Annotated in this window: 22 protein-coding genes; 4 read left to right on the top strand and 18 right to left on the bottom strand. The window is 71.8% G+C overall.

Going from position 1 to position 24,385, the window contains the following annotated elements:
* Window positions 1-141: 141 nt before the first annotated feature.
* Complete coding sequence (locus ACH35V_RS34070) at window positions 142-819, top strand: GntR family transcriptional regulator (RefSeq protein ID WP_395978934.1); 678 nt, start codon at window positions 142-144, stop codon at window positions 817-819.
* A gap of 69 nt (window positions 820-888) precedes the next feature.
* On the opposite strand, the gene ACH35V_RS34065 is transcribed toward ACH35V_RS34070, so the two are convergent.
* From ACH35V_RS34065 to ACH35V_RS34020, 10 genes are all read right to left on the bottom strand, one after another.
* Entirely contained in the window at window positions 889-1,986 is a 1,098-nt protein-coding gene (locus ACH35V_RS34065; RefSeq protein ID WP_395978932.1) for an ABC transporter substrate-binding protein, read from the bottom strand.
* Window positions 1,983-3,149 carry an ABC transporter ATP-binding protein gene (locus tag ACH35V_RS34060; protein WP_395978930.1) on the bottom strand — a complete coding sequence of 389 codons (1,167 nt, stop codon included), beginning with the start codon at window positions 3,147-3,149 and terminating at the stop codon, window positions 1,983-1,985. Before ACH35V_RS34060 ends, ACH35V_RS34065 begins: the two co-directional genes overlap by 4 nt.
* 34 nt (window positions 3,150-3,183) lie before the next feature.
* On the bottom strand, window positions 3,184-4,941 hold the full coding sequence (locus tag ACH35V_RS34055; RefSeq protein WP_395978928.1) for an ABC transporter permease: 1,758 nt from the start codon (window positions 4,939-4,941) through the stop codon (window positions 3,184-3,186).
* A complete protein-coding gene (locus ACH35V_RS34050; RefSeq protein WP_395978926.1) occupies window positions 4,938-5,180 on the bottom strand; it encodes a type II toxin-antitoxin system HicB family antitoxin in 243 nt (80 codons plus the stop codon). The genes ACH35V_RS34055 and ACH35V_RS34050 overlap by 4 nt, the downstream gene beginning before the upstream one ends.
* Window positions 5,181-5,217: 37 nt before the next feature.
* Window positions 5,218-6,537: a Rieske 2Fe-2S domain-containing protein gene (locus ACH35V_RS34045; protein ID WP_395978924.1), complete on the bottom strand. Its 1,320-nt coding sequence runs from the start codon at window positions 6,535-6,537 to the stop codon at window positions 5,218-5,220.
* Window positions 6,538-6,640: 103 nt separating this feature from the next.
* Window positions 6,641-8,743: a xanthine dehydrogenase family protein molybdopterin-binding subunit gene (locus tag ACH35V_RS34040; RefSeq protein ID WP_395978922.1), complete on the bottom strand. Its 2,103-nt coding sequence runs from the start codon at window positions 8,741-8,743 to the stop codon at window positions 6,641-6,643.
* Window positions 8,740-9,726 carry an FAD binding domain-containing protein gene (locus ACH35V_RS34035; protein WP_395978920.1) on the bottom strand — a complete coding sequence of 329 codons (987 nt, stop codon included), beginning with the start codon at window positions 9,724-9,726 and terminating at the stop codon, window positions 8,740-8,742. Before ACH35V_RS34035 ends, ACH35V_RS34040 begins: the two co-directional genes overlap by 4 nt.
* Window positions 9,723-10,229 (bottom strand): 2Fe-2S iron-sulfur cluster-binding protein, encoded by a 507-nt coding sequence (locus tag ACH35V_RS34030; protein ID WP_395978918.1) that lies wholly within the window; start codon window positions 10,227-10,229, stop codon window positions 9,723-9,725. The genes ACH35V_RS34035 and ACH35V_RS34030 overlap by 4 nt, the downstream gene beginning before the upstream one ends.
* A 20-nt stretch (window positions 10,230-10,249) precedes the next feature.
* Complete coding sequence (selB, locus tag ACH35V_RS34025; RefSeq protein ID WP_395978916.1) at window positions 10,250-12,013, bottom strand: selenocysteine-specific translation elongation factor; 1,764 nt, start codon at window positions 12,011-12,013, stop codon at window positions 10,250-10,252.
* A gap of 29 nt (window positions 12,014-12,042) precedes the next feature.
* Complete coding sequence (locus ACH35V_RS34020) at window positions 12,043-12,840, bottom strand: IclR family transcriptional regulator C-terminal domain-containing protein (RefSeq protein WP_395978914.1); 798 nt, start codon at window positions 12,838-12,840, stop codon at window positions 12,043-12,045.
* A 192-nt stretch (window positions 12,841-13,032) separates the two neighbouring features.
* Between ACH35V_RS34020 and ACH35V_RS34015 the strand changes: the two genes are divergently transcribed.
* The 3 genes from ACH35V_RS34015 to ACH35V_RS34005 all read left to right on the top strand — a co-directional run bounded on the left by ACH35V_RS34015 (window position 13,033) and on the right by ACH35V_RS34005 (window position 16,038).
* Window positions 13,033-13,323, top strand: a complete 291-nt coding sequence (locus tag ACH35V_RS34015) for a hypothetical protein (protein WP_395978912.1) — start codon at window positions 13,033-13,035, stop codon at window positions 13,321-13,323.
* Between the two features lie 99 nt (window positions 13,324-13,422).
* The gene (locus ACH35V_RS34010; RefSeq protein ID WP_395978910.1) at window positions 13,423-14,703 is read left to right on the top strand and encodes a UGSC family (seleno)protein; all 1,281 of its coding nucleotides are present in this window, start codon (window positions 13,423-13,425) and stop codon (window positions 14,701-14,703) included.
* A 51-nt stretch (window positions 14,704-14,754) separates the two neighbouring features.
* Window positions 14,755-16,038 carry an ABC transporter substrate-binding protein gene (locus tag ACH35V_RS34005; protein WP_395978908.1) on the top strand — a complete coding sequence of 428 codons (1,284 nt, stop codon included), beginning with the start codon at window positions 14,755-14,757 and terminating at the stop codon, window positions 16,036-16,038.
* Window positions 16,039-16,137: 99 nt separating this feature from the next.
* Here the strand turns inward: ACH35V_RS34005 and ACH35V_RS34000 are convergent, their stop codons facing one another.
* Genes ACH35V_RS34000 through ACH35V_RS33965 form a run of 8 tightly spaced genes read right to left on the bottom strand, consistent with a single transcriptional unit; the run spans window position 16,138 to window position 24,313 of the window.
* On the bottom strand, window positions 16,138-17,424 hold the full coding sequence (locus ACH35V_RS34000) for a UGSC family (seleno)protein (protein WP_395978906.1): 1,287 nt from the start codon (window positions 17,422-17,424) through the stop codon (window positions 16,138-16,140).
* A gap of 54 nt (window positions 17,425-17,478) precedes the next feature.
* Complete coding sequence (locus tag ACH35V_RS33995) at window positions 17,479-17,763, bottom strand: hypothetical protein (protein ID WP_395978904.1); 285 nt, start codon at window positions 17,761-17,763, stop codon at window positions 17,479-17,481.
* Complete coding sequence (locus ACH35V_RS33990) at window positions 17,760-18,728, bottom strand: NAD(P)/FAD-dependent oxidoreductase (protein ID WP_395978902.1); 969 nt, start codon at window positions 18,726-18,728, stop codon at window positions 17,760-17,762. The genes ACH35V_RS33995 and ACH35V_RS33990 overlap by 4 nt, the downstream gene beginning before the upstream one ends.
* Complete coding sequence (locus tag ACH35V_RS33985; protein ID WP_395978900.1) at window positions 18,725-19,924, bottom strand: ABC transporter ATP-binding protein; 1,200 nt, start codon at window positions 19,922-19,924, stop codon at window positions 18,725-18,727. The genes ACH35V_RS33990 and ACH35V_RS33985 overlap by 4 nt, the downstream gene beginning before the upstream one ends.
* 2 nt (window positions 19,925-19,926) lie before the next feature.
* Window positions 19,927-20,772: a carbohydrate ABC transporter permease gene (locus ACH35V_RS33980; RefSeq protein ID WP_395978898.1), complete on the bottom strand. Its 846-nt coding sequence runs from the start codon at window positions 20,770-20,772 to the stop codon at window positions 19,927-19,929.
* Complete coding sequence (locus tag ACH35V_RS33975; RefSeq protein WP_395978896.1) at window positions 20,773-21,762, bottom strand: carbohydrate ABC transporter permease; 990 nt, start codon at window positions 21,760-21,762, stop codon at window positions 20,773-20,775.
* On the bottom strand, window positions 21,759-23,039 hold the full coding sequence (locus ACH35V_RS33970; RefSeq protein ID WP_395978894.1) for an ABC transporter substrate-binding protein: 1,281 nt from the start codon (window positions 23,037-23,039) through the stop codon (window positions 21,759-21,761). Before ACH35V_RS33970 ends, ACH35V_RS33975 begins: the two co-directional genes overlap by 4 nt.
* Window positions 23,040-23,086: 47 nt before the next feature.
* Complete coding sequence (locus tag ACH35V_RS33965) at window positions 23,087-24,313, bottom strand: UGSC family (seleno)protein (protein WP_395978892.1); 1,227 nt, start codon at window positions 24,311-24,313, stop codon at window positions 23,087-23,089.
* Window positions 24,314-24,385: the final 72 nt, after the last annotated feature.

The raw sequence follows: 24,385 nt of genomic DNA, 5'->3' as shown, positions 1-24,385 counted from the left end.
GCATGCGTCAACGAGCCGAGCTGGGCGGGGTTCATCACGAAGGAAACGGAAGAGCGCGCCGGGACGTCCAGGGAATGGGCTCGTCTGGACACTCAATAGACTATTATCTAGATAGCTGCGTTGACCCTCGGAGGAAACACGATGTCAAGATCGTCCGAACCGGCGGCGTCCGCGGAAAGCGGCCCCCCGCTGAGCAAGACCGCGTACGTCCTGGAGCGCCTGCGCCGGGAGATCGCCGACGGGGTCATCAAGCCCGGCACGAGCCTCCGCCAGACCGACGTGGCCAAACGATACGGGGTCAGCCCGACGCCGGTCCGCGAGGCGTTCCGCCTGCTGGAGGCGGAGGGGGCGCTGGACTACGAGTCCCACCGCGGCGCCACCGTCAAGGACATGTCGCCGCAGGAGGTGGAGGACCTCTACCTCCTGCGCTCCGAGGTCGAGGGCCTCGCCACCGCGCTCGCCGTCGAGCGGATGGACGACGCGGCGATGAACCGCATTCGCGACGCCCACAAGGAATTGCTGGACGCCATCGAGGCGGGCGACGAATCGCGGCTCTCCGTCCTGAACCGCACGCTGCACTTCGCCATCTATGAGGCGGGGTCGTCGCTGGTGGCACTTCAGGCCGCCTCTCTGTGGGCGTTCATCCCGCCCCGGATGACCATCTGGAAGGACGCGAAGAACGCGCAGTCGCTGTCCGACGACCACGACCGGATCATCGACGCGCTCGACCGCGGCGACCCCTACGACGCGCGCCGCTTCATGGCCGAGCACATCCTGCACGCGGCCCGGCTGCGGCAGAACACCGGCTCGCCGGAGTGATCCCACCGCCGGCCCCGCGCCCCGAGTCGCCGGCCCGATACCCCGCCCCGGACCGGCGACCCGGACCCGCTACCTGAATATCGGGTTGAGCTGCTTGATCAGGCCGCCCTGCGCCTTCGTATACTCCGCCGGCGGGATCTCCGGCCAGAACGTGAACTCGCTCATCGCCGGCATTCCCTTGGGCGGCGCGGCGCCCGGCATCACCGACGCCTTGAACATGTGCTTGGCGATGGCCTTCTGCACCTCGGGCGTGTACCACCAGGAGTAGAACAGCTTCGCCGCCTCCGCGTGCGGGGCGCCCTTGATGATCCCCATGCAGTTCAGGTGCTTGAGGTTGCCGCCGCCGGTCGGCAGCACCATCCCGATCGGCGCGCCCTTCGCCTCCGCCGCCAGGAACTGGTCCGTCGCGGACGGGACGGCGATCGACGCCTGCCCCTGCGCCAGCCGGTCGACCAGCGCCCGGGTGCCGGGCACCAGCGTCGGCTCCTGGGCCGCGAGCCGGTTCACGAAGTCCATGGTGAAGCCGTTGGCCAGCATGTACTGGACGATCTGCGCCCCGTGCCCGGGCTGCAGCGGCGAGTTGAGCGCGATCTTCCCCTTCCACTTCGGGTCGAGGAGCTCGTTCCAGCTCTTCGGGGCCTCGTCCTTCTTCACCTTCTGCGTGTTGTAGCCGATGCCGAGGACCGACAGCTCGCTGCCGAGCGCCTGCCCCTTCTCGCAGGTGAACTCCTCCGGGACGCTCTTCGCCGTCGGCGGCGCGTACGGCTGGAGCCTGCCCTGGCTCGAATGCCGCTCCAGGTCGGTGATCGCGACCTCCAGCAGGTCGCCAACGTGCCGGTTCGCGGCGAACTCGTGGTCGAGCCTCGACGCGAGCTGCGCGCCGAAGCCCGCCTGGGCCTGCACCTCGATCTCCGGGTAGCGCTTCTCGAACAGATCGAGGACGGGCCGCGCGCTGCCGCCGCCGAGGGTCTCGCTGTAGATGACGAGCTTCTTGTGGCCGGCCTTCTTCGCCGCCTCGTAGAGGGCGTCCAGCTGCTGCTGGTTCGCCGTCCCTCCGACGCCGTCCGGGGTCAGCTCGGCGGCGTCGTCGCCGCCGCCGCACGCGGCGGAGGAGGCGGCGAGCAGCGCCGCCGCGATCAGCCCGCCGAGCAGCCGTTTGCTTCTCATGGAGAACCCACTTTGTCGAGATCGTTCAGTTGTCCCCCGGTCGCCGGCTGGGGCGCCTCGTCGTCGGCGTCCAGCACGACGATGCTCTCCGCCGGGATCCGCAGCTCCACCGCGTCTCCCGGGCTCACCGTCCGTCCGGCCGGATCGGGATCGGCGCCGCGCACTCGCAGCACCGTGCCCGCGACCTCCACGAGGTGCTCGATCTGGCCGCCGAGGTACATCGAGTCCCGGACCCGCCCGCTGATCGTGTTCGTCCGGTCCCCGGACGGGTCGCCGTCCGCGGGCAGGACGCTCAGCGCGGTGCTGCGCACGCAGAGCCGGACCCGTCCGCGCCCGGCCGGGCCGCCGAAGCACCGGAGCGCGACCTCGCCGCCGTCGAGGCGGGCGATCGCCCTGTCCCCCGCGCGCTCGACGACGTCGGCGTCGAAGAAGTTCTCGTAGCCGACGAAGTCGGCGACGAACCAGGTGCGCGGACGCTCGTAGATCTCCCGCGGCGTGCCCACCTGCTGGACGCGGCCGTCCTTCATCAGGACGATCCGGTCCGACAGCGACATCGCCTCGACCTGGTCGTGCGTCACGTACACGGCCGTCGTGCCCAGCTCGCGCTGGAAGTCGCGGATCCCGACGCGCATCGTCGCGCGGAGCTTGGCATCGAGGTTGGACAGCGGCTCGTCGTACAGCACCACCCTCGGCCGGCTGACCAGCGCGCGGGCCAGCGCGACGCGCTGCTGCTGGCCGCCGGACAGCCGGGTGACCGGACGGTCCGCCAGCGCGGCCAGCCCCACCAGCTCCAGCGTCTGCTCGACCCGCCGCTGCACCTCCGGGCGCCTGACCCGGCGCCGCCGCAGCGGGTAGGCGACGTTCTGGAAGACGTTCATCTGCGGCCACAGCGCGTAGCTCTGGAACACCATCCCCATGTCGCGCTTCTCCGGCGGCACGAAGATCTGCTCCGGGACGGACGTCACCACGTCCCCGCCGATCGTGATCTCGCCCGCGTCCGGTTTCTCCAGCCCGGCGAGGCAGCGCAGCGTGGTCGTCTTCCCGCAGCCGCTGGGGCCGAGCAGGGTGAGGAACTCGCCCTCCCGCACCGAGAGGCCGACGTCGTCCACGGCCGCGAGCGCGCCGTAGCGCTTGCCGAGCCCCTCGATCTCTATGCCGGCCATGTCGCCTCCCCTGTCGTCGCGTGGTCGTGCGGTTTCATGTGGGCCCCCGTCCGAGGCGGCGGAGGAGCAGGCTCGCGGTCCAGCCGGCGGCGAGGACGACGATGAAGCTCGCCATCATCACGCAGAAGGCGGCGCCCGCCTGTCCCGCGTCGCCGCTCTGGTACAGCGAGTACGCCTTGACCGGCAGGGTCTGGTTGTCGGGCGAGGCGAGCAGGATCGGGACGTCCAGGTTCCCCGCCGACAGCACCGCCGCGACGAACCAGCCGACGAGGAAGCTCGGCAGGATCAGGCGTCCGGTGATGACGACGAGCGTCCGGGTCGCGGACGTCCCGCAGATCCGGGCCGCCTCCTCCAGCTCGGTGCCGATCTGCGCGATCGAGCCCTCGGTCGCGCGGCTGGTGATCGGCACCGCGTGGACGGCGAGCGCGATCACCAGGATCCAGATCGTGGAGTACAGCTCGCGCAGGCCCGGCACGGCCAGGTACGCCCAGAGGATGGCGAGGCCGACGGTGATGCCGGGCAGCGCCATCAGGATCCAGACGCCCATCACCGGGACGCTCCGGAACCGCGACCTGCTGTTCTTGCCGACGTAGGTGACCACCACCGCGATCGCCGTCCCGACGAGCCCCGCGACGCCGCTGACGATCAGAGTCGTGACCAGCGCGGACATGGTCTCCGGGTCGTCCAGCACGGCCGTGTAGTTGGCCGTCGTCAGGTTGCTGTAGACGCCGAAGAACGGCTGCAGCGACCCGAGGACGAGCTGCCCGACCGGCAGCAGCACCGCGAGCAGGCCGTACAGGACGATCACCGCCGTGCACGCGTACTTCCACCGTCCGATGTCCCAGCGGGCGCGGTCGTCCGACTTGCCGGTCACGGTGACGAACGACCGCTGCCCGAGGAGCTTCCGCTGGACGAGGACGAGCCCGATGACGATCGCCACCAGCAGCATCGACAGCGCGCTCGCGCCCGCGTAGTCGGACGGCGTCACCGCCGTGACGTGGGACAGGATCTCCGTCGGGAACACGTGGATGTCCGCCGGGAGGCCGAGCAGCAGCGGGATGTCGAGCAGGCTCAGCCCGGCGGTGAAGCCGAGGATCGCGATCCCGGTGATCGCCGGGGCCAGCACGGGCAGCTCCACGCGCAGGACGGTCTGCAGCCGTCCCGCGCCCGCTATCCGGGACGCCTCCTCCAGGCTCCGGTTGAGGCCCATGAACGAGCCGAGAAAGAGGAAGTAGACGATCGCGGTCAGCTTCAGCGAGGTGACGCCGATGATCCCGTACCACGACTCGACGTTGACGACGGAGTCGCCCGGAAGCGGGAGCGGAAGCTGCCGGTAACCGGCGTTGATCAGCCCGGCGGGGTCGCGGCCCAGCATCCCCCAGCCGATCGTGAAGAAGATCGTCGGGGTGGCGAAGACCAGCACCATGATGGGCGTGACGAGCCGCCGCAGCGGCGTCGTCGTGCGGGTCACCACCCAGGCGAAGAACGCGCCCATCGTCAGGCACAGCACCTGGACGGCGCCGGAGTACAGCGCCGAGTTCTTCAGCGTCCCCCAGACCTTCGAGTCCTTGTAGGCGCCGGTGACGCCGTCCGCCGAGAAGTCGCCCGGCAGGCCGGGCGCGGCGGTGCGGAACGCCCCGAAGACGAGCATCAGGAACGGGTAGATGAACAGGAACCCGACCACCACGACCAGCAGCAGGACGACCAGCGTGTCCGCGGGCAGGAACCGGCGCCGCAGCCGGACGATCCGCCCGGCGCGGGCCGCGCCGCCCGGCAGGGTCCGGGCGGTCACGGGCCGCCCCCCGGCCGGAGGGCCGCCCGGGGGGCCGGGACGGGACGGCCCTCCCGGACCAGCTTCCGGATGTACTCCTCGCGGAGCTCTTCGAGCCTGTCCAAGGCGTCGAACGGCGACCTGGCCTCGGCCACGCAGCCGGGAAGCTCCTCGTACTCCAGGCGGCAGACCCATTCGCCGTCGCGGCCCTGCACGGCGACGACGTCCAGGATGTAGGGAATGGCCAGATAATCGTCCACGTTCATCACGGGACCGCTCTCTCTCGCCGGGCGCCGGTCAGATGCCGCCCGCGACGGACGGGTCGAGCTCGGGGTGCTCGACCCTGGCGCGGCGCAGGTTCCGGGTGCGCTCGACCCAGTCGGCGTCCTTCGGCAGGACGATGCCGCCGGAGCGCTGCTGGTAGACCTCGGGGTCGTCCACGCCGGGCGGGGTGACGCCCTGCTCCGCGAGGGCCTTCGCGGCCGCGATCAGCCGCCGCCGGACGCGGATGATCATCATGTCGGAGCTGCCGAGCCGCTCCTGGGTCCGGTCGTAGATCGGGCCCATGCTCTCCGTCACGGCGACGTCCTGGGTGGAGATGTACTCGATCCCGGTGTAGCTGTCGCCGCGCCGCTGGGCGTCGCGGTCGATGAGGTAGTCGTTGCCGGCGTCCTGCTCCAGGCGGAACCGGCCGAGCCAGCCGGTGGTGTTGGGCTTCTGCGGCGGCAGCTTCCCGGTGATCCCGACGCGCTGGCCGCGCGGCGCGAGGTAGGTGCGCTTGAGGCCGACGCTGAATTGGAGCGTGTGGTGGTCGTCCATCGGAACCCACGCCCGGACGCCGACGCGCAGGCCGAGAACCCCGGTCGGGGTCATCGTGTAGAAGGGGAAGAGGAAATGGCCGATGCGCCAGTAGTAATCGTCGTCGTTTCCGGCCGGACGGTACGCGCCGTACGTCGTCCCGAAGTCGGTGTCGAGCACTTTGTAGCGGGGCGCCTGGTCCTGCAGCGCGAATTGCAGGAACGTTCCTTCACCGACCTCGTCGGGCGAGCCGTGCCCGGTGTGCAGGAAGCCGACGTGCGAGGTGTCGAGGTCGCCTTCCAGGACTTGGAGCCAGTTGCAGTCGCGGTAGCTGGCGAACGACTCCCGGTTCTCCACGTCGTCGTCGAGCTGCTCGAAGTCGGGCAGCGGCGGTGGCTCCTCGCGCGGCCCCAGGTACGCCCACACGATTCCGCCGCGCTCGGCGCACGGATATCCGCGAGGCTTGACCTTCCGCTTGAAGTCGCTTTCGGGCGGCTCGCTCGGCATGTCGACGCAGGCGCCGGTGACGTCGAATTTCCAGCCGTGGTAGACGCAGCGGAGGCCGTTTCCTTCGTTCCGTCCGAAGAAGAGCGAGGCGCCGCGGTGCGGGCAGTTGTTGGGCAGCAGCCCGATCCGTCCGGACGTGTCGCGGAAGGCGATCAGCTTCTCGCCCAGCAGCAGGACGCGGACGGGATCGCCGTCCGGCTCGGGCAGTTCGCGCGACAGCAACGCCGGCACCCAGTACTCGCGCATCAGCGTGCCCATCGGCGTTCCCGGGCCCACGCGGGTGATCAGGTCGTTGTTCTCCTGGCTCAGCACTGCCGCTTCCCTCCCAGAATCCTCCCCCGCGACACTCAATGCACCATAGGCTACAGTATATAGAGTTTGCGAAACAAGACTTCTCCACCGGCGCAGCCGCACGTCAGCGCAGGAACGCGTCGGGCGTGAGCGGGAGGTCGCGGACGCGGACGCCGGTGGCGTGGAACGCCGCGTTCGCGATGGCCGCCGGGACGCCGACAACGCCGATCTCGCCGGCGCCCTTCGCGCCGAGCTCGTTGTAGTGCGGGTCGGCCTCGTCGATCCAGACCGCGTCGACGTCGTGGACGTCCGCGTGCGCGGCGATGTGGTAGTCGGCCAGGTCGCGGGTGACGACCTGGCCCGGACCCGGGTCCATGACGGCGTGCTCGTGCAGCGCCCCCGACAGGCCCATCACCATCCCGCCGACGAGCTGGGAGCGGGCGGTGCGCGGGTTGACGACCCGTCCGATGGCGAACACGCCGAGCAGGCGGGGCACGCGGATCTCCCCCGTGTCCGCGTGCACCCGGACCTCGGCGAACTGGGCGCCGAACGCGTGCAGCGCGACCTTCCCGGCCCCGGGGACCCCCTCTCCCTTTGCCCCGGCCTCGGCACCCTCCGCCGGGGCCGCGCCGTACTTGTCGCGGAAGGCGCGGGCGGCCGCGATGACGGCGGAGCCCCAGCCGCCCAGGCCCATCGACCCGGCGGCGGGGGCGGCGGTGGGCAGCGTGCTTTCGCCGAGCCGCAGGTCGACGGCGTCCAGGGGGACGTCCAGGGCGTCGGCGGCGATCTGCGTCAGGGCCGTCCTGGAGCCGGTGCCGATATCGGCGGCGGCGATCTCCACCCGGTAGCGGCCCGCGGCCGTCGCCCGGATCACGGCGCTCGACGGGCCGATGATCGGATATGCGGGATAGGTGGCGGCGGCCACGCCGGTGCCGACGAGCCAGCCGCCGTCCAGGCGGGCGCCGGGGGTGGGGTCGCGGTCCGTCCAGCCGAAGCGGCGGGCGCCTTCCCGCAGGCAGGCGACCAGGTTGCGGGTGGAGTACGGCAGCCCGGTCTCGGGGTCGCGGCCGGGCTCGTTGCGGACGCGTAGCTCGATGGGGTCCAGGCCGCAGGCGACGGCCAACTCGTCCATCGCCGACTCCAGCGCGAACATGCCCGGCGCCTCGCCTGGCGCCCGCATCACCGTGGGGACGGAGACGTCCAGCGCGGCCAGCCGGTGCGTCGTGCGCCGGTTCGGCGCGGCGTACATGGTGCGGGTCGCGAGCGCGGTCTGCTCCGCGAACTCCACGAGCTTCGAGGTCCCGCCGACCGCGTCGTGGGCGACGGCGGTCAGCCGTCCGCCCGCGTCCGCGCCGAGCCTGATCCGCTGGACGGTCGAGGGACGGTACCCGGACCCCGCGAACGTCTGCCGGCGGGTCGGCGCGAACTTCACCGGGCGGCCCTCGACCGTCCGGGCGGCGAGCGCCACGAGGACGTGATGCGCCTTCGGCCGCAGCTTGCTGCCGAAACCGCCCCCGACGTGCGGGGACACGACCTCGACGCGGCCCGGCGGCAGGCCCAGGACGGCCGCCATGACCTGCCGCATCCGGATGACGCCCTGCGTGGAGTCATACAGGGTGAGGCGGTCGCCGTCGCCGTCCCGGTCCCAGCGGGCGACGGTGGTCTGCGGCTCCATCGGGACGTGGTACTGGATCGGGGTCGTGTAGGTCAGGTCCAGCGCGACCGCCGCTGCCGCCATCGCCGCGTCGACGTCGCCCGCGGCGGTGTCGGTCTCCAGCCCGGTGGTGAGCGTGCCGGGCGCGTAGAGGTCGTCGCGGCCGGGGCCCGGCTCGACGTCGTGCGGACGGGCGTCGTACTCCACCCGCACCAGTCCGGCGGCCTGCGCGGCGATCTCCGGGCCGGACGCGACGACCGCGCCGATGAGCTGGCCGCGAAAGGCCACGTCGGCGGACTGCAGCACCCACAGCTCCGCGTTCTCGTCGGACGCCAGCCGGGGCGCGTTCTCGTGCGTGAGGACGGCGACGACCCCGTCCAGGCGTTCGGCTTCGGCGGTGTCGACCGCGGTGATGCGGCCGCGCGCGATCGTCGCGGTCACGGCGGCGAGGTACAGCGGGGCCTCGACCGGCTGGTCGTAGGCGTACGGGGCCGTGCCGGTGACCTTCGCCCGTCCCTCCAGGCGCGGCACGGACGCGCCGATCGCCCGGCTTCCCGGTGGTGCGCTGGTCATCGGGCGTCCGGCCGGGCCAGCTCGCGCAGCACCGCCGTCAGGGTGTTGCGGGCCATCGGCACCTTGAACGCGTTGCCGCGCAGCGGGCGGGCGGCGGACAGTTCGGCGTCGGCGGCCGTCCGGAAGGACTCGTCGGTGGCGGGGGCGCCGCGCAGCGCCGCCTCGGCCCGCCTCGCCCGCCACGGCCGGTGCGCGAGCCCGCCGAACGCGACGCGCACGTCACGCACCGAGCCGTCGTCGGCGAGGTCGAGGGCGGCGGCCACCGAGACCAGCGCGAACGCGTACGACGCGCGGTCGCGGACCTTGCGGTAGGCCGACCGTCCGGCGGCGGGTTCGGGCAGGTCGATCGCGGTGATCAGCTCGCCGTGCGCCAGGACGGTGTCGCGCTCGGGCTCGTCCCCGGTATAGAGGTCCGCGACCGGAACGGCCCGCTCACCGTCCGGGCCCTGCACTTGGACGACGGCGTTGAGCGCCGCCAAGGCCACCGCCATGTCGGACGGGTGCACCGCCACGCACCGTTCGGACGCCCCGAGGATCGCGTGATGGCGGTTGTAACCGTGCAACGCCGCGCAGCCCGAGCCGGGTTCGCGCTTGTTGCAGGCGAGGGTCACGTCCTGGAAGTAGACGCAGCGGGTGCGTTGCAGCAGGTTGCCGCCGACGGTCGCCATGTTGCGCACCTGCCCGGACGCGCCCGCCAGCAGCGCCCGCGCGAGCATCGGGTAGCGCCGCCGGACCTCCGGGTCGGCGGCGGCGTCGGCGTTGCGGACGGTGGCGCCGATCCGCAACCCGCCGCCGGGGAGCGGCTCGATCCGGTCGAGGGGCAGCGCGGTGATGTCGACCAGGAGGGCCGGGCCCGCGACGCCCAGTTTCATGAGATCGACCAGGTTCGTCCCGCCGCCGAGGAAGGCGGCGTCCGCGCGGGCCGCCACCGTGGCCACGGCCGCGCCCGCGTCAGCGGGACGCTCGTAGTCAAACGGCCTCACCCCGACACCTCGCGGATCGCGGCGACGATGTTGGGGTAGGCGCCGCAGCGGCACAGGTTGCCGCTCATCCGCTCGCGGATCTCCTCGTCGTCCAGGACGATCGGGCCCTCCAGGTCGTCGGTGACGTGGCTCGGCCCACCGGCCCGGACTTCATCGAGCATGCCCGCCGCCGAGCAGAGCTGGCCTGGAGTGCAGTAGCCGCACTGGAAACCGTCGTGGTCGATGAACGCCCGCGCCAGCGGATGCAGCTCGCCGTCCGGGGACAGCCCGGTCGCGGTGGTGATGTCCACTCCGTCGTGCGCCACCGCGAGGGCCAGGCACGCGAGGACGCGCCGTCCGTCCAGCAGGACGGTGCACGCGCCGCACTGGCCGTGGTCGCAGCCCTTCTTCGGGGACGTCACGCCGAGGTGGTCGCGCAGCGCGTCCAGCAGCGTGGTCCGCGTGTCGACGGTCAGCGACCGGTGCTCGCCGTCGACCGTCAGCATGATCGTCCCGGTGGACATAGGAGACAGAATATAGAGCTTCAGTCGGTCGGGTCGAGGGTCTCGTGCCTGTCGTCGTCGGTGCGGCGGGTCAGGCCGCGGGCGGCCAGGAGTTCCAGCAGGGGGACGGCCACGCGGCGGGTGGTGCCCATCGCCTGCCGGGCGTCGCTCAGCGTGAACGGCTGGGGCAGCGTGGTCAGGACGCCGAGGGCGCGGCGGTCGACGTCCGGGAGCAGGACGATCCCGGGCGCGACGCGCAGCAGCCGGCCGACGCGTTCGGCGGCGGCCAGCTCGGCGGTGCCGAGGCCCAGCTCGGCCAGCCGGCCGGCGTTCGGGGCGCCGAACGGGTCGGCGGCCAGGTCGCGTTCCAGCACCTGGACGGCCTTGTCCAGCGCCGGAGGCAGCCCCGGGTCGTGGCCCGGCGGGGTGAGCAGGCCCGATTCGCAGGCGAGGCCCGCGTGCCGGGCCAGCTCGGGGATCAGGGCGGGGTCGATGCCGAGGCGGCGGGCGGCGGCGGCCACCGGCATGCCGGGCTCCAGCGGGTGGCCTTCGCGGTGGCGGCGTTCGGCTTCGGCCAGGTCAGCGGCGTATTCGGCCCAGCGGGCGTCGTCCGTCCACCAGTCGCCGTGGCGGGGGTCGCCCAGCGCGGGCAGGCCCATCGCGGCCAGTTCCGCGCCGCGCCGCAGGCCGCGGCGGAGGTGCCCGGACGCGACGTCGCCCGCCGTGCGCATCCCCGACAGCTCGGCGGCCCGCGCCTTGGCCGCGCCGCGCCTGGCCAGCGGGGGCGGGTCGACGTCGAGGACGACGAGCCCGGCGGCGATCCGGCGGCGGCCGGGGTCGCGGAGGACGGCCCGGTCGCCGTACCGCAGCGGCAGCGGCCGGTCGAACCGCAGGCGGCCGTGCCCGTCCCCGAGCGGGCGGAGGCGGCAGGGCACGGCGGCGGTGCCGATGTGCATGATCAGCCGTTCCGGCGGCGGGGTCGCGGACGCCGGCCGCAGCTCCACGTCGGCGGAGTCCGCCATCCGCCAGGCGCCCGGGGTGAGCAGCGGCAGCCCGCGCGGGACGTCGGCGCGGTCGACGCCGCGCAGGTTCAGCGCGACCCGCGCGGTCGCGGTCACGCGGTCGCGCGGCTCGCCCAGCGCCTCGATGCCGCGCACCCGCACGGACCTGCCCTCGGTGTTGAGCAGCTCATCACCGACCTCGACCGTCCCCGCGCCGAGCGTGGCGGTGACGACGGTGCCCGCGCCGCGGATGGAGAACGACCTGTCGGCCCACAGCCGGACGGGCGCGGCGGCGTCGGGCGCGGGCAGGCCCGCGACCAGGTTCGCGATGGCGGCGCGGACGTCGTCCAGCCCGTCCCCGGTGATCGCGCTGACCGCGACGGCCGGGAGGTCGCGCAGCGTGCTGTCGGCCATCCACTCGTGCGCCTCCTCGATGGCGGGCGCCGGATCGGCCAGGTCGGAGCGGGTGACGACGAGCACGCCGCGGGACACCCCGAGCGCGTCGAGGGCCTCCAGGTGCTCGGCGCTCTGCGGCATCCAGCCCTCGTCCGCGGCGACGACGAACAGGACGGCGGGCACCGGGCCCACTCCGGCGAGCATGGTGGCGACGAACCGCTCGTGCCCGGGGACGTCGACGAACGCGACCTCGCCCGCGCCCGGCAGGTCCGTCCAGGCGAACCCGAGGTCGATGGTGAGCCGGCGGCGGCGCTCCTCGGCCAGCCGGTCGGGCTCCATCCCGGTGAGCGCGCCGACCAGCGTGGACTTGCCGTGGTCGACGTGCCCGGCGGTGGCGATCACGTGCATGTCCTCGTCCTTCCCGGACCCGGGCCCGGTCAGCCGCGCGCGGCGCGCAGATCGGCCTCGATCCCGGCGGTGGCGTCCAGCAGCAGCGGCAGCAGCTCGCGGCGCATCCTGGCGGCGGGGGTGCGGCTGGACGCGGTGGAGAGGTTGGCGGCGGCCACCACCCTGCCGGCGGCGTCGCGGATGGGCGCGGCGATCGAGCGCAGGCCGTCCTCCAGCTCCTGGTCGACCAGCGACCAGCCCTGCTTGCGGACGCGGTCGATCTCGCGGCGCAGCACGGCCTGGTCGGTGGCCGTCCGGCCGGTGAGGGGGCGGTGCGCCGCGCGGCCGAGGCGCTCGTCCAGCTCGGGGTCGGGCAGGGCGGCGAGCAGCACCCGGCCCATGGACGTGGCGTAGGCGGGGAAGCGGGTGCCCACGCTGATCGCGACCGTCATGATGCGCGAGGTCGGGATGCGCGCGACGTAGACGATGTCGTCGCCGTCCAGCACCGACACCGACGACGACTCGTGGACCATCGCCACGAGCCCCTCCAGGTGCGGCTCGGCGACCTCGGGCAGCGACAGCGACGACAGGTAGGCGTAGCCGAGCCGCAGGACGCGGGGCGTCAGCGAGAACCGGCGGCCGTCGCTGCGCACGTAGCCGAGGTCGGCGAGGGTGAGCAGGAACCGGCGCGCGGCGGCCCGGGTGAGGCCGGTGGCGTGCGCGACCTCGCTGAGCGTCAGCTCGGGCGTGGACGCGTCGAACGCCCTGATCACGTTGAGGCCGCGCTCCAGGGACTGGACGAAATGCGGCCCCCGGACCCCGGCGTCCGTCTCCTCGCTCGCTGTCATCGGCTCATCGCAGGGTGGCGGTTCCGTTCGGATGATGAACAAGTGTGCTTGATCCGAACGGTAGCCGGAGGCAGATGTCAGGTCAATGTAGCTGTTGACAACCTCAACACCCCGGCGGAGAATCGCTATGCGAACAACTGTTCTTGATACGAACGATCGCGGCGAGACCCGCAGCTCAGGAGAGATGTCGTCATGGCCGGTAAGATCACGGTTCTCCATCCCGAGGGCAACGCGCCCACCGTCGGCGGCAAGTCGCTCGCCCCGCGCCCCGGCGACCTGGACGGCAGGACCGTGTTCCTCGTGGACGCGGGCTTCGAGAACTCCGGCGACCTCATCGAGCAGCTCGGGGCCTCGCTCCAGGAGCACCGCCCGGACATCACGACGGTGACCGTCCACCTCGCCACGCCGTTCGACCCGGCACCGGAGCTGTACGCGCGGATCGCGGCCGAGGGCGACGCCGCGATCCTCGGCGTCGGTCTTTGAAGCGGCTGCGCGCCGGCGGTCGCCGGCCACGCCACGCGGCTCGAATCCGAGTACCGCATCCCCACCGTCTCCGTCCACGCGGACGCGTTCGCCCGGCTGGTGGCGTCCACCAGCCGGCTGGCGGGCGTCCCCACCCTGCGGCACGCGTTCGTGCCCTCCCCCGTGCCCGGCCGCACCGCCGGCGAACTGCGCGGATACGTCGAGGGTGACAACCCCGTCTCCGGCAACCCGTTCGCCAGGGACCTCCTCGACGGGCTGACCAGGCCGCTGGACGAGGCCGACATGGCCGGGGCGACGTTCGAGCAGGCCAGGTCCCGGCTGCTGGAACCGGCCACCGAGGACGACCTGCACGCCCTCTTCCTGGAGAACGGCTGGACTGACAAGCTGCCGATCGTCCTGCCCACCGAGGAGCGCGTCGCCGCGATGCTCGCGGGCACCGGCCACGCGCCGAGCGAGGTGGTCGGCAGGCTCCGCGCCGCCTCCACCCGCGACTACTGGGAGTTCACCGTCGAGCAGGCCGCGGTCAACGCGGTCATGGCCGGGGCCGCCCCCGAGTACTTCCCGGTGATCCTGGCGCTGCTGGGCAGCGGCTACTCGGCCCGGCACAGCAGCATCTCCTCCATGTCGGAGGCCGTCGTCGTCAACGGCCCGATCCGCGACGAGATCGGGATGAACTCCGGGATCGGCGCGCTCGGCCCGTACAGCAGGGCCAACGCCACCATCGGACGCGCCTACGGCATCGGCTCGCAGAACCTGCAAGGCGGGTCGTCGCCCGGGATCAGCTACATGGGGTCGATCGGGAACCCGTTCTCGTTCACCAACCTCACGTTCGCGGAGAACGAGGAGCACAGCCCCTGGGAGGCGTACCACGTCCAGCACGGGTTCGCGCCCGGCGACAGCACGGCCACCGTCTTCCGCGGCGTCCGGACGATGATCACCGCGCCGAGCGGGATCCGCGACGACTGGCGCGACCACGCCCGGACGATCTTCAACGCGACGCGCGCGTCCGGCGGCGCGGTGCTGCTGCTCGACCCGCTCGCCGCGCAGAACCTCGTCGAGCACCAGGGGTTCGCCCGCAAGGAGGACCTCATCGAGTGGATCTCCGGCGCCGGGCGGCTGCCCGCCCGCCGGTGGTGGGCGCAGGGCCTGCAGGAGCTGTTCTTCGGCTACCGCGCCGAGGCGGGCGAGGAGCCCTGGGCGACCTACCGGGCCGCCGCGCCGGACGAGGAGGTCCGCATCAACGTGCCCGAGGACGTCCACGTCATCGTCGTCGGCGGCCGGAGCGCCGCCACCTGGAGCGTCCTCGAAGGCATGGCCAACGGCACGAAGCTGGACCGCTCGCTGTCCGGCCGGACCGTGTCCGTCGACGAGTGGCGCTGACCGCGGAGGGTGTGCGCCCCCGTGAGAGGCAACCGGCAACTGGGAGGACCAATGGAAGGCAATCGGCGGAGCGGCCGGGGCAGGCGGAGCCTCGCCCTGGTCGCGGGGGCCTCCGCGGTGGTGCTGGCCGCCGGCTGCGGCGGCTCGGGCGGCGGCTCCGGGAACGCGTCGCTGCGGATGTACGCGTCCCCGGCCGTCAAGGACGGGCTCGACCCCATCGTCAAGGAGTTCAACGACGCGAACGCGCCCCGCATCAAGATGACGGTGCAGTACGTCCCGGCGCCGAAGATCGGACCGGCGACGACCACCGAGCTGCAGGGCGGCAACCCGCCCGACGTCCTCAACATCTCCCCCGGGTCGGGCGGCGGCGCGACCGGGCTGCCGCTCCACAAGCTCGCCAAGGCCCGCCGGCTGGCGGACGTCACGAACAAGCCGTGGGCCAAGGACGTCCCGGCGCTGCTGGCCCCCACCGTCACCTACGAGGGCAAGGCGTACGCCCTGGTCGTCGGGGTGTCCACGCACTTCATGGACTACACCGTCACCGAGCTGGAGGACTGGAGGCTGAAGCCGCCGGGCACGTTCGACGAGCTGCTGAAGCTGTGCGGCGAGATCCGCGGGCATGACAAGTACGCGCTGGTCCCGGGCGCGGCCGACCAGGCGGGCAACCGGATGCTGCTGCAGTCGTTCGCCGCCGCGAACGTCTACAGCGACGACCCGAAGTGGGACGAGAAGCGCGCCGCGGGCCAGGTCAAGTTCCAGACCACGCCCGGCTGGCGGCAGACGTTCCAGCAGGTCGCCGACATGATCAACGCGGACTGCTACTACCCGGGCGGCGCGGGCCGCACCACCGAGGAGGGCAAGAACCTCCAGATCAAGAGCGACAAGGCCACGATGGGCATCGGGCCGTCGACCGCCTCGTCCTACGTCACCCGGCGCAACCCGGCGCGGAAGTGGGCGGCGGTCCCGGTGCCGGGACGCAGGCAGAGCATCCTCCCGCTGGAGGTCAGCGGGCTGTCGGTGGCGGCCAAGGGCGACAACGTCGAGGAGGCGACCAAGTTCCTCGACTTCGTCGCGCAGAAACGCGACCTGTACGCCGAGAAGACCGGCGCGTTCTCCCCGGCGCAGATGGAGCGCGGCGAGCTGCCCGACTTCCTGAAGCCGCTGGAACCGCTGGCCAAGCAGGGCCGCTACAGCCTGGGCGCCAGCACGATGTGGCCGTCGGACGCGCCCGCCCAGGCCGCGTACAAGACGATGGCGGGCCTCTACAACAAGACCCGGACCGTGGACGACGTCCTCAAGGCCATGGACGAGGCATGGGAGGCGACCGCCGGCTGACGTCCCGGAACCGCGGTGATCGCCGAGCCGTCCGCGCTGTGGCTCGGCGATCACGGCTGTTCCTCTCTCTCAGCGCCGGGGATCTCAGCGCCAGGGTTCTCAGCGCCAGGGGTCGACCGGGACGGTGGTCTCGTGGCGGGCGGCGATCAGTTTGGACGCGTTCGCGGTCCCGCCGCCGATGACCGCGATGTTGATGTCGGCGGCGTCGTAGATCTCGACGGGCTCGTCGCCGGACGCCTTGAACCTCGTGGCGTGCGGCTCCTCACCCGCCAAGGCCAGCGGCCGGAGGATGGCCCGCACGACCCCGTTCGACCAGTACTCGCCGGCGGACATCCGGCCGTTGCGGGCCAGCCACGCGCGGACGTCGTCCTTACCGGGGAACCCGGCTTCAACGAAGTCCCGCGCCGCGGTCGGGTCCATCACCACCAGCGGCGCGAACGCCGGATCGCAGGCCCGCAGTGCGCCGCGCAGGATCTCCTCCCAGTGTTTGCGGCGCGGCGAGGCACCGGAGATCGTGTACCAGCCGCCGAGGAACAGGCTCACGGCGCTCTCGTCCGGACGGAACCCGTGCTGGACGTGCAGCGGCTCCCACGGGCTGTCCTCCTCGTTCTCGGGGAACGCGGCGGTGTAGGCGTAGGTGTTCCCGAGCGTGCCCATGTAGGTCTCGCCGGGCACCGACCCGCCTTGCAGGTTCTGCGACAGGAGCCCGTAGGCGCGTCCGATGGTCGCGTTGGCCCTGCTGTACGGGCCCATCGCGCCCATGCCGGTGTTCATCCCCGCCTCCAGCCTGATCGGGCCGTTGACGATCGCGATCGCCGCCATCGACGTCAGGCTGCTCATCCGCGCGGTGACCCCGCTGGACGCCAGCGCCAGGACGATCGGGAAGTGCTCCGGCCCGGCCCCGGCCATCACCGCGTTGACGGCGACCTTCTCGACGGTGAACTCCCAGCGCTCCCGGAACTTGGCGGGCGCGAGGCGTCCGACGACCTCGTCCGGGCGGCGGGACGTGCCCGCGAGCATCTCCCGGACCCGCTCCTCGGTCGGCAGGACGATCGGCAGGCCGTCCGTCCAGCGGTTCTCCAGGAACAGCGCGTGCGCGGACTCGGCGTCAGCGGCCTCGACCAGCTGCTGTCTGGGGCGCTCGTAGGAGCTTCCCTTGAGGTCCTCCTCGTCCAGCCGCCCGGCGAGGGCGTCGAGCAGCTCGTCCATGAACGGGCGGCCGGTGACGGCGTCCGTTCCCTCGATGTACCCGGTGAGCTCGGCGGCCGACCGCCCGGAGATCGCGCCCGGAAGGTACGCCTGCCGCATGCGCGGCATGCCCTTCGTCCGGGCGACGTTGGCGGCGATCCTGCGGAACTGCCGCGCGTGGACGCCGACCGTGGGCACTCCCGAGCGTTCGAGCTCCGCCGCTATCCCGACGACCGTCGGGGCGCAGGTGCTTCAAAGGCCGAGGCCGACGACGGCCGCGTCCCCGGCCGCCTCGATCTCCGCCCGCATCGCCGGGGAGTCCTGCCCGAACGCCTCGGTGGCCACGATCCGCGTCTCGACCTGCGGCCGGTTCTCCCTGAACCAGGCGGCGAGTTGCTCCATGAACACGTCGGTGTTGTCGAACGGCGCGATCACCAGATAGACGACCTTGCCGTCGAGGGTCTCCAGCCTGGGCGCGAGGGACCGTCCCTCCACCTTGGGCGGGTACCCGCGCGGGTCGTACACGCTGATCGTCATGCGGTGGCTCCTCTCGGCTGGGGGACCGGCCAGGCGCGGCCGGGGTCGGCGAGGTAGCGGTGCGCGGCCAGCGCGGCGGTCGCGCCGTCACCGGCCGCCGTGACGGCCTGCGCCGCCGAGTCGGTCCTGATGTCGCCTGCGGCGAACACGCCGGGGAGGACGGTGCGCATCGCGCCGTCCGTGGGCACCCGGCCGTCGCCGTCCAGTGTCAGCAGGTCGCGCAGGACGTCGGTACGCGGACGCAGACCCACATACACGAACACCCCGGTGACCTTCTCCTCTGCGGTCTCGCCGGTGCCGGTGTCCTTGACCCGGACGCCCGAGACGACCGTGTCGCCGAGGATCTCCTCGACGACGGTGGAGTACCGCACCTCGATCGAGGCGTGCTCCAGCACCCGTTTCGCGTAGGTGTGCTGCCCGTCGAGGCTCTCGCCGCGATGCAGCAGCAGGACCTTGCCCACATGGGTCGTCAGCTCCAGCGCCTCCAGCAGCGCGGAGTCGCCGCCGCCGACCACGGCGACGGTGTTGCCGCGGTGCAACGGCCCGTCGCACGTCGCGCAGTCGGACACGCCGTGTCCGCGCAGCGGGGCCTCGCCGGGGACGTCCAGCTCGCGCAGCGCCGACCCGGTCGCGACGACGACGGCCCCGGCGCGGGTCTCGCCGTCGCCGGTGGTGGCCGTCCATGCGCCATCGGACGAAGCCAGGCCCGTCAGGCCGGTCGTCAGGAACTCCACACCCGCGTCCTGCGCCTGCTCCTGGAGCATCGGGCACAGGTCGAAGCCCGCCACGCCCTCGGGGAACCCGGGGAAGTCCTCGATCTTGCCGACGCTGAGCAGGTGGCCGCCGCCGATGTCGTCGCCGAGCAGCAGCCCGGCCCGGCGGCCCGCGCGGGCGGCGAACAGCCCGGCGGTCAGCCCGGCCACCCCGCCGCCCGCGACCAGGACCTCGAAGTCGTCGCTCGTCATCGGATCGCCTCACCGGTCTCGGGGTCGAAGAAGTGCAGGTCGGACGGGTTCACCGGGATGTCGACGGTCTCCAGCGGCTTCACCGTGGACGACGGCGAGAACCGCGCGTAGACGACGGCCTTGCCCGGCGCGGACGCCCCGGACTTCTGGCCGTTCTGGGGCCGCCGGATGTTCTCCAACTCGGGGTCGGCGGCGACCGGCTCGCCGGGCACCTCGACCTGGATCAGCCGCTCGTGCCCGAGCATCTCCACGACGGTGACCTCGCCGCGCAGCCGTCCGGATGCCGCCCCGTCCCCGTGCCTGGCGTGCACGGGCGCGTCGGTGAGCTTCTCCGGACGGACGCCCACGACGATCTCCGACCCGGCGAAGCGCTCCAGCGCCCCGTGCAGCTCCTTCGGCGCAGGTATCCGCTGGTCGCCGACCACGCAGTGCAGGTCGCCGGGGCCGTCGGCGACGAGCGGGCAGCTCAGCAGGTTCATGCCGGGCGATCCGATGAACGTCGCGACGAACATGTTGCTCGGACGGTCGTACACCAGCTCCGGGGTGCCCTCCTGCTGGAGCAGCCCGTTGCGCATGACGGCGATGCGGGTGCCCATCGTCATGGCCTCGACCTGGTCGTGGGTCACGTAGACGGTCGTGACGCCGAGCGTCCGCTGGACGGTGGACAGCTCGGCCCGCATCTGCATGCGGAGCTTGGCGTCCAGGTTGGAGAGGGGCTCGTCCAGCAGGAACGCCTGCGGCTTGCGGACGATCGCCCGCCCCATCGCGACCCGCTGCCGCTGCCCGCCCGACAGCGCGCGCGGCTTGCGCTTCAGCAGCTCGCCGAGGCCGAGCAGGCGCGCGGCCTCCTCCACCCGGTCCTTGATCTCCTGCTTGCGCTTGCCTTCGCACTGCAGCGGGAAGGCGATGTTGTCGTAGACGGTCATGTGCGGGTAGAGGGCGTAATTCTGGAACACCATCGCGACGTCGCGCTTCCGGGGCTCCACCCGGTTCACGACCGTCCCGCCGATGCTGATCTCGCCCTCCTCGATGGTCTCCAGCCCGGCGATCATGCGCAGCGCGGTGGTCTTGCCGCAGCCGGACGGGCCGACGAAGATCATGAACTCCCCGTCGGCGATCTCCAGATTGAGATCGCGGAGCGCGCGGGTACCGCCGGGGTACACCTTGCCGAGCCCGCGAATGTCGATCGTTCCCATATTCAGCCTCGAATTCCGCCGGCCAGGCCCCGGACGAACTGCCGCTGCGCGACGACGAAGACGCACAGCATGGGGAGAATGGCGATGGTCGCGCCCGCGAACACAAGGTTCCACTGGGTGTAGTTCTCATTGACGAACGAATTCAGCGCGATCGGCAAGGTGCCGATCGAGCTGCCGCTCATGAAGATGAGCGCGAGGAAGAAGTCGTTCCACACGATCAGGCCGGACAGCATCGCCACCGTGGTGGTGATCGGTCTGAGCAGCGGGATGACGACCTTGAAGAACGTGCGGAGCATCCCGGCGCCGTCGACCTGCGCCGCCTCCTCGTACTCGGTGGGCAGCGCGCGGATGAACCCCACGTACAGGAACACCGCGAAGGGCAGGATGCCCGCCGTGTGCAGGATGATGATCCCGTGGTAGGTCGCCAGCAGCCCCGCGCTGCGCATCACCACGTAGATCGGCACCAGCCCGAGCGTCGCCGGCATGATGAACCCGATGACGAACAGCACGTAGAGCCCGTTGCTCAGCCTGGACGTCCGCCGCGCGATCACGTACGCCGTCAGCGACGACACCAGGACCAGGCAGACCACGCTCCCCACCGTGATGATCAGGGTGTTGAGGAACGCGCGTCCCATGCCGCCCGTCGTGCCGCCGCTGGACCACGCGTCGGCGTAGTTGCCCCAGTTCGGGTCCGCCAGCGGCGGCTTCATGGGCTCCAGCGTGAGCTGCTGGTCGGTCTTGAGCGAGATGGCGATCAGGAAATAGAGCGGCATCGCGAAAAGCAGCGCCGCCAGAATCATCACGACCTCTCGGACGAACGACCGCGACGTGTACCGGAAGGCACCCATTCACAACCGCCTTTCCCGGCTTCGCTGATACATCATGTTGGCGATTCCCAGAACGGAGATCAGCACGGTCATCACCATCGCGATGGACGCGCCGAACCCGAATCGTCCCTCGACGAACGTCTGCTGGTAGACCTGCGTCGCGAGGGTCTCGGTGGAGTACACGGGGCCGCCCCCGGTGAGCGCGAACACCTGGTCGAAGACCCGCAGCCCGGAGATCAGCATCAGCGTGGAGACGATGGTGAACGCGGGCGCCAGCAGCGGCAGCGTGATGCGGCGCAGCCGCATCCACAGGCGCGCCCCGTCGATGACCGCGGCCTCCTCCAGCTCGTCGGCGACGCCCTGCAGCCCGGCCAGGTAGATGATCATCGCCTGGCCGGCGTGCTGCCACACCATGACGACCAGCACGCACCAGATCGCCGTCGACGGGTCGCCCAGCCACTCGCGGCGCAGGCCGTCCAGGCCGATCCCGCCGAGCATCCGGTTGATCGCGCCGTCGTAGGTGAACATGTACTGCCAGATGTAGGACACGGCCAGCGGGCTGAGGACGGCGGGCGCGAAGAACACCATCCGCAGGAAGTTGCGGGACTTCAGCGTCCTGTTCAGCGCGAGGGCCAGCACCAGGCCCACCACGTTGACGAGGACGAGGTAGGACCCGGCCAGCACGAACGTGTGCAGCAGCGCGCCGCGCTGGACCGACGAGTCCATGATCTCGCGGAAGTTGTCCCAGCCGATGAACGTCGCCGTGTTGAAGCCGTCCCAGTCGGTGAACGCGTAGACGCCGCCGGACAGCGGGGCGATGAAGTGCATCCCGATCAGGAGCGCGATCCCCAGCATCGCCAGGAACCAGGGCGGCTTGCGCGCGCCTCCCGCGGGCCCGGCGTCCCGGCGCCGCCGCCACCAGCTGGCAGGGTCGCCTTCGGGATCGTCGGCGGCCACCAGGGGCGGCAGCGCCGACGTGTCCGCGTGCTTTTTCGTGGTCCTTTCCGTCATTTGCCGTTGTCCCACGCCTGGTCCATGGCCTTCAAAATGTCGTCGACGGTCCGTGTGTTGTTGTGCAGGCCCGTCATGTTCTTGTAGGCGACCTGGGCGGGGGCCTCACTCGGCCACATGGTGCTCGCGGCGAGGCTGAACCTGCCCTGCTTGGCCAGCGGTTCCAGCGGCTTGAGGAAGTCGGGCAGCTCGCCCTTCGCCATCATCGCCGGGGAGAACGCGCCGCTGTTCTTGGAGTAGACGTCGCGGTGCGCGGCCAGGTAGTCGAGGAACGTGATCGCCTCGGCCACGTTCTTACCGCGCTTGGCGACCGAGATCCCGGAGACCTCCAGCGGCAGGTTCGGGGTGGCGGTGTCCCCGGCGGGCACCGCGGCCGCCGCCCACTTGCGGTCCGGGTTGGCCTTGGACAGGTACGCCGCCGCGATCGACGGGCCGATGCCCATCGTCGTCTTGCCGGACGCGCCGAGCTTGCGCGCCTCCTCCGTGGTGCGCCCGGCCGAGCCGGGGTAGTAGCAGTCGTGCGTCACCAGGTCCTGGACCTGCTGGAACGTCTTCTTCCAGCCGGGGGACGTCTGGAACCTCACCTGGCCCGCGGCCCGCTTCTTGTCCCAGTCCGGTTCCAGTGCGTAGACGTTGGCGGCGCTGAACACCTGCATCCGCATCCGGTTGCCCGCCATGTCGGCGGCGCCGGACGCCATCGCGTACATGCCCTTCGACTTGATCATGGCGCACATGTCCAGCAGCCCTTTGAACGTCCTGGGCGGCTCGACCTTCCACTTCTCGAAGTCGGTGGTCGTGTAGTTGAGGAACTGCGTGGAGACGCCGAGGATCAGGCTGTAGGTCTTGCCCTCGAACTGCGCGGTCGGCTTGAGCAGCTCGGGCAGGTCGGCGGCCCACGGACGGGCGGACAGGTCGGCCAGCCGGTTCGCCTCGGCCAGCCGGTGCACCGACAGCCCGTTCGAGCCGCCGCCCGAGCCGGGGCTCGCCACGATGAGGTCCGGCGGGTTGCCGGCCTGCATCATGGTGGTGGTGACCTGGCCGACCTTGGCCGACGGGATGAACTCCGCCTTGACCTTGATCTTCGACTGGCTCTTGTGGAAGCCGTCGATGAGCGCCGCGAAGGCGGGCTCGGTGGTGGTCGTCGAGTACATCCGCAGGGTCACCGCGCCGCCGGACGAGCCGCCGTCCCCTCCCCCGCAGGCGGCGGCCGCCAGGAGCAGCGCTCCGGCACCGGCGCCGGCCGTCCAGCCGAGCCGTGTTCGTCGGTGGTGTCTCATCTTCCTTCACCTTCCGTGCGGGGTGGGCGCCGGTCGTTCAAAAGGGGTCATCGCCAGGGGTCGATCGCGAGGGTGCGGCCGGAGAGGGCGCTGCCGAAGCGGCGGTTGGCCCACCCTTCGAGCACGCTCCAGACCGCGACGGTCCGTCCGCCGGCCACGACGACGTGGACGTCCTCGGGCTCGTTGACCGGGATCAGCTCGTCCGGCCCGGCCTTGAGGTAGGTGGCCCAGGGCTCGACGCCGTCACGGGCGCGGTTGCCGTAGAAGATGTCCTGCAGCGCCTGCCCCCACCAGCGCCGCGCGGGCATCCGCGCGTTGGCGGCGATCCACTCGATCAGCGCCTTCTTCTCCGTGAAGCCCTCGCGCTCCGCGAGGGCGCGCGCGGCGAGCGGGTCGGCGAGCAGGATCGCGCCGCCGCCCGCCCGGATGGAGCCGAACAGCACCGACGCGCGTTCCCGCCAGTCCTCGCGCACCCCGCTCGGCGCGGTGATCAGCGACCGGACGGGCGCGAAGATCGTCACCGCGCTCTGGCCGGGCTCGAAGCCGTACTGGACGTGGTAGGGCTCCCACGGGCTGTTCTCCTCGTCCTCGGCGAACGTGAGGCTGGTCAGCGAGAAGGGGCTGCCGATCGTCCCGACGTAGCTGACGCCCGGGACCGAGCCGCCTTGCAGGTTCTGCGATCCGAGCCCGAACGACCTGCCGATCGTGGAGTTGGCGTGGTTGTACGGGCCGAGCGCGCCGATCCCGGAGTTCATCCCGAGCTCGCGCCGGACGGGTCCGTTCACCATGACCATCTGGCCGATCGACGAGATGCTGCTGTGCCGCGCCGTGTAGCCGCTGGCCAGCAGGGCGAGGATCACCGGGAAGTACTCCGGGCGCGCCCCGGCCATGACGGCGTTGACCGCGGCCTGCTCGACGGTGAACGACCAGAAGTCGCGCGACGTCGCCGCCCGGATCTTGCCGACCACCTCGTCGGGGGCGTGGCTCGTCCCGGCGAGCATGGCCGCCACGCGCTCCTCGGTCGGCAGCACCACGGGCAGCGAGTCGGTCCAGCCGTTCTCCTGGAAGAGCCGCTGCAGGTTCTCCTCGGTGCCGGGCTCGATCAGCCGGTCACGTGTGCGCTCGAAGGCGACGCCGTCCATGTCCTGCTCGCTGAGCGGCCTGGTCAGGCCGTCGATCAGCGCGCGGGAGACCTGCTCGCCCGACAGCGGGTCGGCGCCCTCGATGTAGGCGCGCAGCTCGGCCGGGGTGCGGCCGGGAACCGGCGCGGGCACGAACGCGTGCCGCAGGCCCGGGACGCCCGCGAGCCTGCTGGTCGAGGTGACCAGCCGGGCGAACGACTCGGC

The sequence above is a fragment of the Actinomadura sp. 1N219 genome (assembly GCF_044326405.1).
Lineage (GTDB): Bacteria > Actinomycetota > Actinomycetes > Streptosporangiales > Streptosporangiaceae > Spirillospora.
The sequence above is the reverse complement of the archived record's forward strand: the minus strand, read 5'-3'. Positions and strand labels throughout refer to the sequence as shown.

Coding starts and splice junctions, on each gene's coding strand:
- ACH35V_RS34070 (WP_395978934.1), top strand. CDS start 142: ATGTCAAGATCGTCCGAACCGGCGGCGTCCGCGGAAAGCGGCCCCCCG.
- ACH35V_RS34065 (WP_395978932.1), bottom strand. CDS start 1,986: ATGAGAAGCAAACGGCTGCTCGGCGGGCTGATCGCGGCGGCGCTGCTC.
- ACH35V_RS34060 (WP_395978930.1), bottom strand. CDS start 3,149: ATGGCCGGCATAGAGATCGAGGGGCTCGGCAAGCGCTACGGCGCGCTC.
- ACH35V_RS34040 (WP_395978922.1), bottom strand. CDS start 8,743: ATGACCAGCGCACCACCGGGAAGCCGGGCGATCGGCGCGTCCGTGCCG.
- ACH35V_RS34030 (WP_395978918.1), bottom strand. CDS start 10,229: ATGTCCACCGGGACGATCATGCTGACGGTCGACGGCGAGCACCGGTCG.
- selB (WP_395978916.1), bottom strand. CDS start 12,013: ATGCACGTGATCGCCACCGCCGGGCACGTCGACCACGGCAAGTCCACG.
- ACH35V_RS34020 (WP_395978914.1), bottom strand. CDS start 12,840: ATGACAGCGAGCGAGGAGACGGACGCCGGGGTCCGGGGGCCGCATTTC.
- ACH35V_RS34015 (WP_395978912.1), top strand. CDS start 13,033: ATGGCCGGTAAGATCACGGTTCTCCATCCCGAGGGCAACGCGCCCACC.
- ACH35V_RS34005 (WP_395978908.1), top strand. CDS start 14,755: ATGGAAGGCAATCGGCGGAGCGGCCGGGGCAGGCGGAGCCTCGCCCTG.
- ACH35V_RS33995 (WP_395978904.1), bottom strand. CDS start 17,763: ATGACGATCAGCGTGTACGACCCGCGCGGGTACCCGCCCAAGGTGGAG.
- ACH35V_RS33990 (WP_395978902.1), bottom strand. CDS start 18,728: ATGACGAGCGACGACTTCGAGGTCCTGGTCGCGGGCGGCGGGGTGGCC.
- ACH35V_RS33985 (WP_395978900.1), bottom strand. CDS start 19,924: ATGGGAACGATCGACATTCGCGGGCTCGGCAAGGTGTACCCCGGCGGT.
- ACH35V_RS33980 (WP_395978898.1), bottom strand. CDS start 20,772: ATGGGTGCCTTCCGGTACACGTCGCGGTCGTTCGTCCGAGAGGTCGTG.
- ACH35V_RS33975 (WP_395978896.1), bottom strand. CDS start 21,762: ATGACGGAAAGGACCACGAAAAAGCACGCGGACACGTCGGCGCTGCCG.
- ACH35V_RS33970 (WP_395978894.1), bottom strand. CDS start 23,039: ATGAGACACCACCGACGAACACGGCTCGGCTGGACGGCCGGCGCCGGT.